We start from the raw sequence: 8,290 nt of genomic DNA, 5'->3' as shown, positions 1-8,290 counted from the left end.
CTGTGGAACCTGCCCGAGGGCGGCCTGCTGCAGTACCTCGGCGCCGTGGCGTTCGCGATCGGCAACATCTCCATGAGCTTCCTCGTCCCGGCCCTCGCGGGCTACATCGCCTTCGCGCTGGCCGACCGTCCCGGCATCGCGCCCGGGTTCGTCGCCGGATCGGTCGCGGTGCTGACGAGCGCGGGATTCATCGGCGGCATCGTGGGCGGTGTGCTCGCGGGTCTCGCGGCGATGTGGCTCGGGTCGCTGTCGGTGCCGCGGTGGCTGCGCGGCCTGATGCCGGTCGTGATCATCCCCCTGCTGGGGTCGATCTTCGCGAGCGGGCTGCTGATCCTGTTCCTGGCGGCGCCGATCGCCGCGCTGATGGGTGCCCTCACCGACGGGCTGAACGGGCTCGCCGGGTCGGGTCTGCTGCCGGTGGTCGGCATCATCCTCGGCCTCATGATGTGCTTCGACCTGGGCGGTCCCATCAACAAGGTGGCGTACGCGTTCGCGGTCGCGAGCCTGGGCGACGCGTCGGCCGACAACCCGGTGCCGTACTACATCATGGCCGCGGTCATGGCGGCCGGCATGGTGCCGCCGCTCATGATGGCGTTCGCCTCGACGGTGCTCGCGCGCGAGAGCTTCAGCGAGCCCGAGCGCGAGAACGGCAAGGCGGCGTGGCTGCTGGGCCTGTCGTTCATCTCCGAGGGGGCGATCCCGTTCGCCGCGGCCGACCCGCTGCGCGTGATCCCCGCGGCGATGCTGGGTGGCGCCATCACCGGCTTCCTCAGCACGCTGCTGCTGGTGGGCTCGCGCGCCCCGCACGGTGGAGCGTTCGTGTTCTTCGCGATCGACCCGCTCTGGGGCTTCGCGCTCGCCCTGCTCGCGGGCGTGCTGGTGGGCGGCTTCGCGGTCGTCGGGCTCAAGCGCTTCGCGCGGCGCACGGCTCCCGCGCAGGCGGTCGCCGCCTGATCCCGCGTACGCGTTCCCCGGAGATGCCCGCTCCTCAGGACCGGAGACCGGCGATCCGGTTCGGAGAACGCGGCATATCCTGACAAGCAGACGGCCCGGCTCCCATGGGGAGCCGGGCCGTCTGCTTCGAGCGCGGGATCAGGCCGCCGTGCTCTCCAGCAGGAGCTTCGACGACGCCGTGCGCTTGCGCGCCACCGCCACGGTCGTGACGGCGAACGCCAGCACGGCCCACACGATCAGGGCGGTGACAGCCGCGCCCGTGCCCCCCGCGTCGGTGACCGCGCCGAGCAGGGCGCGATACGCGGGAGAGGTGGGCAGGGTGCCGGACAGGTCGGCGAGCCAGCCGGGCAGCGTCGAGATGATGCCCGTGGCGAGCGCCATGGCGCCGACGAGTGCGGCGATCCAGCGCCCCGCGCCGCCGAACACCGCGATGAGCGCCTGGTGGACGGCCGCGAACGCCACGCCGATGAGCGCGCACAGCGCGACCATGGCGGCCGCCGTGCCGGGATCGAAGTCGTTGACCACCTGGACCACGACCCCGACGAGCACGCCCTGCACCGCGCCGACGAGCGCCGCCGGCAGCAGCGTGCCGCCCGCGAGCGTCACCGACGCGCGGCGCGAGGTCAGCGCGCGTGCCGTGACCGAGCGCATCACGATGAACGTCGCGAGCCCGCCGAACCACAGGATGACGGCTGCGAGCAGCGGGATCGCCGCCGCCCCGAACAGGGAGACGCCCTCGTTGGACGCGGTGACCGGATCCGACACGACGGCCGCGAGGTCGTCGGCCTCCCGCTCGGTGTAGGAGGGGATCTCCTCGGTCGCCTGGCCGAGACCGTCCGCGAGCGTGTGCGTGCCGTCGGCGAGCTCGCCGATGCCGTCGCCCAGCTCGGTCGTGCCGGTCGCGAGCTCGCCCGCGCCGCTGGAGAGCTCCTGCGCTCCGGTCGCGAAGCCGTTGACGCCGGACGCGAGCTGCGCGGCGCCATCCGACAGCGCGCTCGCGCCGTCCGACGCCTGGCCGGCGCCGGTCGCGAGCTCGTCGGCTCCGGCCGAGAGGTCCGAGGCGCCGCCCGAGAGTTCGGTCGCCCCGTCCGAGAGCCCAGCGAGTCCGGTCGCGAGGTCGGAAGCGCCGTCCGCGGACCTCGCCGCGCCGTCGGCAAGCAGGCCGAGGTTCTCGGCGAGCGGGGCGGTGCCGGCTGCCGCGTCGCGCAGCTGAGATGCGAGTTCGACAGGAAGGGCCTCGGCCAGCCCGTCCAGTCCGGCGGAGGTACCCGCCGCGCCCTGGGAGAGCTGTGCGAGCTGGGTGCAGAACTCCGCGCTCGCCCCGGAGAGGGCGCAGTTGGCGCTGAGCGCGGTCAGCCCGTCCGCGGTGGCCGCTGCGGCGCCGGTCAGCTCGACCGGCACGATGCCGTCGCGCTCGATCACCGCGGCACCGTCTTCGAGGCCTGTGCCAAGAGCACCGGCACCGTCCGCGAGCTGCTGAAGGCTCGGGGCGAGGCCCGGGTTCTCCCGGGTCCCGTCGCCTCGCAGGCCGTTCGCGAGGCCCTGAGCTCCCGCAGACAGCTGCTCCGCGCCGTCGGCCAGGCCGCTCGCCCCCTCCGAGAGCTGCGCGGCGCCGTCCGCGAGGCTCGAGGCGCCGTCGGCGACGCCCGCCACCCCGCCCGCGAGCTCCAAGGCGCCGCCCGCGACGCCGCCGGCCCCGCCCGCGAGCTGACCCGCGCCGTCCGCGAGCGCGCCCGCGCCCGCGCCGAGCTGCGTGGCGCCGTCGGCCAGCTGCGTGGCGCCGTCCTGCGCCGTGGTCGCGCCGTCGGCCAGCTGCGTGGCGCCGTCGGCCGCGTCACCGAGCTGCTCGCCCAGGGTCGTGAAGCCGATCAGCACGTTGGACAGCGTCGCCTGGGACAGCGTCTGTCCCATGGTGGTGGTCGCGACGGACGCGATCTGGCTCGTGATCGCCTCGTCGGCCAGGCGCGCGTCCGGGGCCGTGACGACCTCGATCGTGGCCTGCTCCGGCTCGGTGTCCTCGCCCGAGAGGCGCTGTCCGGACGAGGTCGCCGCGGCCGAGAACTCCTCCGGGATCGTGATGACGGCCTGGTAGGTGCCGTCCTCGAGGCCCTCTGCGGCGTCCTCGTCGTTCGACAGCACCCACGTCAGGTTGCTGGGCGCGTCGTCGGATCCCTCCACGAGACCCGCCGCCAGCTGCCGGCCGAGCGGTGCCGGCTGATCCTGGATCGTCACGGGCTCGTCGTTGTTCACGATCGCGGCGGTCATGTTCTCCAGGCGCTCTGTGGGGTCGTAGAGCGCCGCGAAGAGCACGCCGCCCACGAGGGCGGGCAGCAGCAGCACCCCGACGAGCGTGAGCCACGACACGGGCTTGGCGCTGCGGGCGCGCTCGATGCCGGTGGCGGCGAGACGGCTGGAGACGGTCATGCGTTCACCTCGGTGGTGGTGGTGGGAGCGTTGACGACGTCGAGCTGCTGGACCGTGTCCCAGCCGGCGTCGGCGAGCAGTCGCCGTGAGACGAGCGGATCGGATCCGGTCGTCACGACGGTCAGCTCGGCAGGGGAGAGCGCGTGGCGGGCGTCGCGCAGGACCGCGGCGACCTGATCGCGCGCGGCGGGGTCGAGCAGGTCGGCGCCGTCGATCACGACGAGGCGCGTGCCGCCCCGCAGCGCGTCGCGCACGTGGCGTGCGGGCGCCTCGGAGCCGGAGAGCAGCGCCACGCCAACGTGGGTGCGCACCCAGGCGGCGCGGCCGGGAAGCAGATGCCCCTCGACGCGCAGCAGCCCATCGGTCCCTGGCGCACGACCCGCGATCGCGAGCCCCACGGCCCTGGCCGAACGCGGGTCCGCGGACGTCACGGCGACGGCCTCGCCCGGCTCGACCCGCAGGTCGACACCGGACGCGAGCACGACGTCACCGGCCGTGACCGCCAGGCCCTCGGCCGCGATGATCGCAGTCGATCCGGTGCCCGGCCAGTCGGAGAGAGCGCGCTCGCGCTCGACGGCCTCGCCCTCGATGTCGAAGTGGGGCAGCAGGCGGTCGAGCCAGCGCGGGAACCACCACGCCTTCTCGCCGAGCAGCGCCATCACGGCCGGAACGAGCGTCATGCGCACGAGGAACGCGTCGATCGCGATGCCCACCGCGAGTGCCAGTGCGATGGGCTTGAGGTTCGAGTCGCCCTCGGGCACGAAGGCCGCGAACACCGCGAACATGATGACCGCGGCCGCGGTGACGACGCGGGCGGACGCCGAGAAGCCCGAGCGGACGGCCTCGATCGCGACCTCGCGCGTCGCGCCGCGCTTGCGGGCCGCGTGGACGAAGTCCTCGCGCATGCGCGACACGAGGAAGACCTCGTAGTCCATCGCCAGTCCGAACAGCACGCCCATCACGACGATGGGCATGAACGCGATGATCGGACCCGTGCGCGCGACGTGCAGCAGGTCGGCGCCCCAGCTCCACGAGAACACCGCGGCGACGACGCCGAAGGCGGCGAGGATCGACAGCAGGTATCCGAGCGCGGCCTTGAGCGGCACCCAGATCGATCGGAACACGATCATCAGCAGCACGAAGGACAGGCCGACCACGAAGATCCCGAACGGCACGAGCGCGCCGCCCAGGCGGTCGGAGATGTCGATGCCGACGGCCGTGGATCCCGTGACCTTCAGGTCGATGCCGTACTCGTCCAGCCACTCGTCGTGGTGCGCGCGCAGCTCGCGCACGAGCTCGCTCGTCGCCGGGTCATCCGGTCCGGTCTCCGGCACGATCTGGACGATGCCGGTGTCGGCGGTCTCGTTCGGGACCGCGAGCGCGACCTCCTTGACGCCGTCGATCGCCTCGACCTCGGTCTTCAAATCCTCCATGAGGCCGAGCGGATCCGTGGACGTCACGATCGTCCCGGTCAGGATGAGCGGGCCGTTGAAGCCGGGGCCGAAGTGCTCGGACGTCAGGTCGTAGCTGATCCGCGCCTCGTTGTCCTTGGGCAGCACGCCCGCGTTGGGCAGCGACAGCGCGAGGCTTCCCACGGGTACGGCCATCACGCCCAGGCTCAGCACGACGGCGACCGTCGTGACGACCGGGTGGCGCGTGACCATCCCGACCCAGCGCGCCGCGAAACCGCGGCGCTCGGCGCGGTCGGCGTGCTCGGCGCGCTGCTTCTTCGGCGCGCGGGGCTTACGGCCCACGACGCGGTGCTTCACGAAGCCGAGCACGGCAGGGGTGAGCGTCACGGCGATCAGCACCGCGACCGCGACGGCGACGGCCGCCGCGATGCCCATCGTGGTGAGGAACGGGATGTTCGCGAAGCCGAGTCCGATCAGGGCGATGAGCACCGTGACGCCGGCGAACACCACGGCGGATCCCGCCGTGCCTGTCGCGCGCCCGGCGGACTCCTCCGGATCCATGCCCGCGCGCACCTGATCCTGATGTCGCGCCGCGATGAACAGGGCGTAGTCGATGCCGACGGCGAGGCCCAGCATGAGCGCGAGCATCGGGGTCGTCGCCGACACGGTGGCCCACTGCGTCGCGGCGACGATGCCGAGCAGCGAGATGCCGACCCCGATCAGGGCCACCCCGAGTGGCAGGCCCGCGAGCACGAACGAGCGGAACGTGACGATCAGCACGATCAGCGCGATGACCACGCCGACCGCTTCCGTGATCGTGATGGTGGGCAGCTCGGTCGCGAACAGCTCGCCGCCGAGCGCGGTCTGCGAGCCTTCGGGGAGCTGCTCGGCGAGGCGTTCGACGACGGCGTGCAGCGACTCCTTGTCCTCGTCTGTGACGTCGGTCATCGTGCCCTCGAACTGCAGACGCACGATCGCGGCCGACTCGTCCTCCGAGACCATTCCCGTGACGTTCTCGTCGAACGGCGAGGTCGCGCTGCTGACCTTCTCCACGTCGCCGAGCTCGTCGACCGTCTCCTCGATCGCGTCGCGGTACGCCGCGTCGGCAACGGACTCGCCGTCCGCCGCCACGACGATGAACTGCGCGCTCGTGCCGGAGACCTGCGGGAACGTGCGGCTCAGCTGCGACAGACCCTCCTGGGCCTCGGTGCCCGGGATCGAGAACGCGTTGTCGAAGCCCTTGTTCAGACCCGCCGCGGCACCGCCGACGGCGGCGAGGATCAGCAGCCACCCCAGCAGGACGCGCCACGGGTGGCGATACGACCAGCGACCGAGCGAATACAGCAGGGTGGACACAAGCGCCTCCGGAGGGGGACGGGCAGAGGAAGTCGATACAACGCTGTATCCGATACAAGTGTGTATCGTACGGGGGGATGAGGCAAACCGGGCTGGGGGTTCGGTGGGAACCGGAGGATCGAAGTGAGCGAACAGGACGTCGCGACGGAGGCGACCGCCAAGGCGCCTACGCGCAGCCGTGAGAACACCCGCACGCGGTTGCTGGATGCCGCCGAGCAGGTGTTCGCGGAGGTCGGCCTCGGAGAGACCTCGGTCGAGGCCATCTGCGAACGCGCAGGCTTCACGCGCGGGGCGTTCTACTCGAACTTCGAGTCGAAGGACGAGCTGTTCGTCGAGCTGGCCGGGCGCTTCGCGAGTCGTCAGGTCGAGGGCGTCCGTCAGCGCGTCGCCGAGATGAGCGAATGCGGTCCCGCCGGCGGCGCCGCCGCGGACGACATGGTCGGACTGGTCGAGGCGCTCGATGTGCCGGGAGACGTGCGTCTCGGGGTGCTCCTCATGAGCGAGATCCGCAACAGGGCGATGCGCGACGCGAAGACCGCTGAGGCGTACCTCGCCCAGGACGCGCAGCTGCTGCGCGAGGTCTCGCAGCTGCTCGAGGAGGTCACGCACGCGCAGGGCCTGCGCCTCGTGGTGCCCGCCGACGACGCCGCACGCTTCGTGCTGACCGCCTGGGAGGGTGCCGCGAGCCGTGCCATCATCGCGGGTCTGCCGGAGAAGGAGCTGCAGGAGGCGCGCGCCCAGGAGGTCGGGCGCATCGCGCACCTCGTGATCGAGCAGGGCTGAGGCCCGCGCTTCCCAGCCGGGCTAGTCGTCGCCGCGCGCCGCGAGCTCCGCGTGACAGCGCACGATGCGGGCGCGCCACCAGTCGCGGCGCTCCTCGCTTGCGGCATGGCGGTCGAGCAGCGCCGGGTCGGGCGTGAGCCTGCCGACCGGGATCATGCCGCGGCACGGGACGAGCGGATCCGGCACCACGTCCGCCGTCAGCAGCGCTGCCGTGCCGAGCCCGCAGTCGAACTCGAGCGACGGCAGGGCGGCCGCGAGCGCGGCGCCCTGCGACAGTCCGACGGAGGTGTCGAGCGCGCTGGACACCACGGCGGGCAGCCCCGCCTCCGCGACGATCTCCCGCGCGCGTCGCACGCCGCCGAGCGGCTGCGCCTTCACGACGATCAGGTCGGCCGCGCCCGCCCGCGCGACCGCGATCGGATCCTGCGCCTTGCGCACGCTCTCGTCGGCCGCGATCGGCAGGTCCCAGCGGCGCAGCCGCGCGCGCAGCTCGGCGAGCTCCTCGACCGTCGCGCACGGCTGCTCGAGGTACTCCAGGTCGAACTCCGCGAGGGCGTGGGCGGCGTGCTCGGCCTCGTCGACGTTCCAGCCGCCGTTCGCATCGACCCGGATCCGTCCCTCGGGGCCCATGGCCGCGCGCACGGCGCGCACGCGCGCGATGTCGTCCGCCAGGACCTGTCCCTGCTCGGCGACCTTGACCTTGACCGTGCGGCAGCCGTCGTAGCGGGCGAGCACCTCGGGCACGCGCGCCTGATCGATCGCCGGCATCGTGGCGTTCACCGGGATCTCGGCGCGCAGCGGCTCGGGCTGCGGCGCGTAGGCGAAGTCGAGCGCGGCGGCCAGCCACGTCGCGGCCTCTGCGTCGCCGTACTCGGTGAACGGCGAGAACTCCGCCCATCCCTCGGGGCCCTCGATCAGTGCGGCCTCGCGGTGATCCACCCCGCGGAAGCGCGTCGCGAGCGGCAGCGACACCACCCGCACGGTGGCCAGGACCTCGGCGAGCGGCGGCAGCGGCGTCATGTCCCCATCCTGCCGCGGTCTCCGTCGCGGAGGGGCCGCCCCGCCGCTCTGCACGGCGCCGCACCGCGCGCAAGCGTCGGGCCTCCCGTCGGCGTGGACGGACGTGAGGCTGTTGCTGCGGTGCAGCCGCTGCCGGAACGCGGCGGCGATCAGCCGGCCGCCAGCGCCGCGAGCGCGTCGCCGTCGACGCGCTGCACGGTCCAGTCGTCCATGCCGACGGCGCCGAGCCGGCGGTAGAAGCTGATCGACGGCTCGTTCCAGTCGAGCACGGACCACTCGAACCGCGTGTAGCCGTTGTCGACGCACTCCCGCGCGAGCCCGCGCATCAGTGCGAGCCCGTA

The 8,290-nt window shown here is 72.9% G+C and carries 6 protein-coding genes; 2 read left to right on the top strand and 4 right to left on the bottom strand.

Annotated elements, in window-relative coordinates; genetic code table 11:
- The coding region (locus RIF89_RS08680; RefSeq protein WP_309068724.1) for a PTS fructose transporter subunit IIC at window positions 1–954 on the top strand (954 nt) is incomplete at its 5' end.
- A 138-nt stretch (window positions 955–1,092) separates the two neighbouring features.
- Here RIF89_RS08680 and RIF89_RS08675 read toward each other — a convergent pair.
- Both RIF89_RS08675 and RIF89_RS08670 read right to left on the bottom strand, forming a co-directional pair.
- Window positions 1,093–3,378 carry a YhgE/Pip domain-containing protein gene (locus tag RIF89_RS08675; RefSeq protein WP_309068723.1) on the bottom strand — a complete coding sequence of 762 codons (2,286 nt, stop codon included), beginning with the start codon at window positions 3,376–3,378 and terminating at the stop codon, window positions 1,093–1,095.
- Window positions 3,375–6,146 carry an MMPL family transporter gene (locus tag RIF89_RS08670; RefSeq protein WP_309068722.1) on the bottom strand — a complete coding sequence of 924 codons (2,772 nt, stop codon included), beginning with the start codon at window positions 6,144–6,146 and terminating at the stop codon, window positions 3,375–3,377. Before RIF89_RS08670 ends, RIF89_RS08675 begins: the two co-directional genes overlap by 4 nt.
- Before the next feature lie 123 nt (window positions 6,147–6,269).
- Here RIF89_RS08670 and RIF89_RS08665 point away from each other — a divergent pair, with 123 nt between their 5' ends.
- Complete coding sequence (locus RIF89_RS08665; RefSeq protein ID WP_309068721.1) at window positions 6,270–6,929, top strand: helix-turn-helix domain-containing protein; 660 nt, start codon at window positions 6,270–6,272, stop codon at window positions 6,927–6,929.
- A gap of 21 nt (window positions 6,930–6,950) precedes the next feature.
- On the opposite strand, the gene RIF89_RS08660 is transcribed toward RIF89_RS08665, so the two are convergent.
- The gene (locus RIF89_RS08660) at window positions 6,951–7,949 is read right to left on the bottom strand and encodes an o-succinylbenzoate synthase (protein ID WP_309068720.1); all 999 of its coding nucleotides are present in this window, start codon (window positions 7,947–7,949) and stop codon (window positions 6,951–6,953) included.
- Between the two features lie 149 nt (window positions 7,950–8,098).
- Window positions 8,099–8,290, bottom strand: a 192-nt coding sequence (locus RIF89_RS08655; RefSeq protein ID WP_309068719.1) for a GNAT family N-acetyltransferase, incomplete at its 5' end; no start/stop codon positions are given.

Source organism: Microbacterium sp. (assembly GCF_031178525.1).
In the GTDB taxonomy this organism is placed as follows: Bacteria; Actinomycetota; Actinomycetes; order Actinomycetales; family Microbacteriaceae; genus Microbacterium.
The sequence above is the reverse complement of the archived record's forward strand: the minus strand, read 5'-3'. Positions and strand labels throughout refer to the sequence as shown.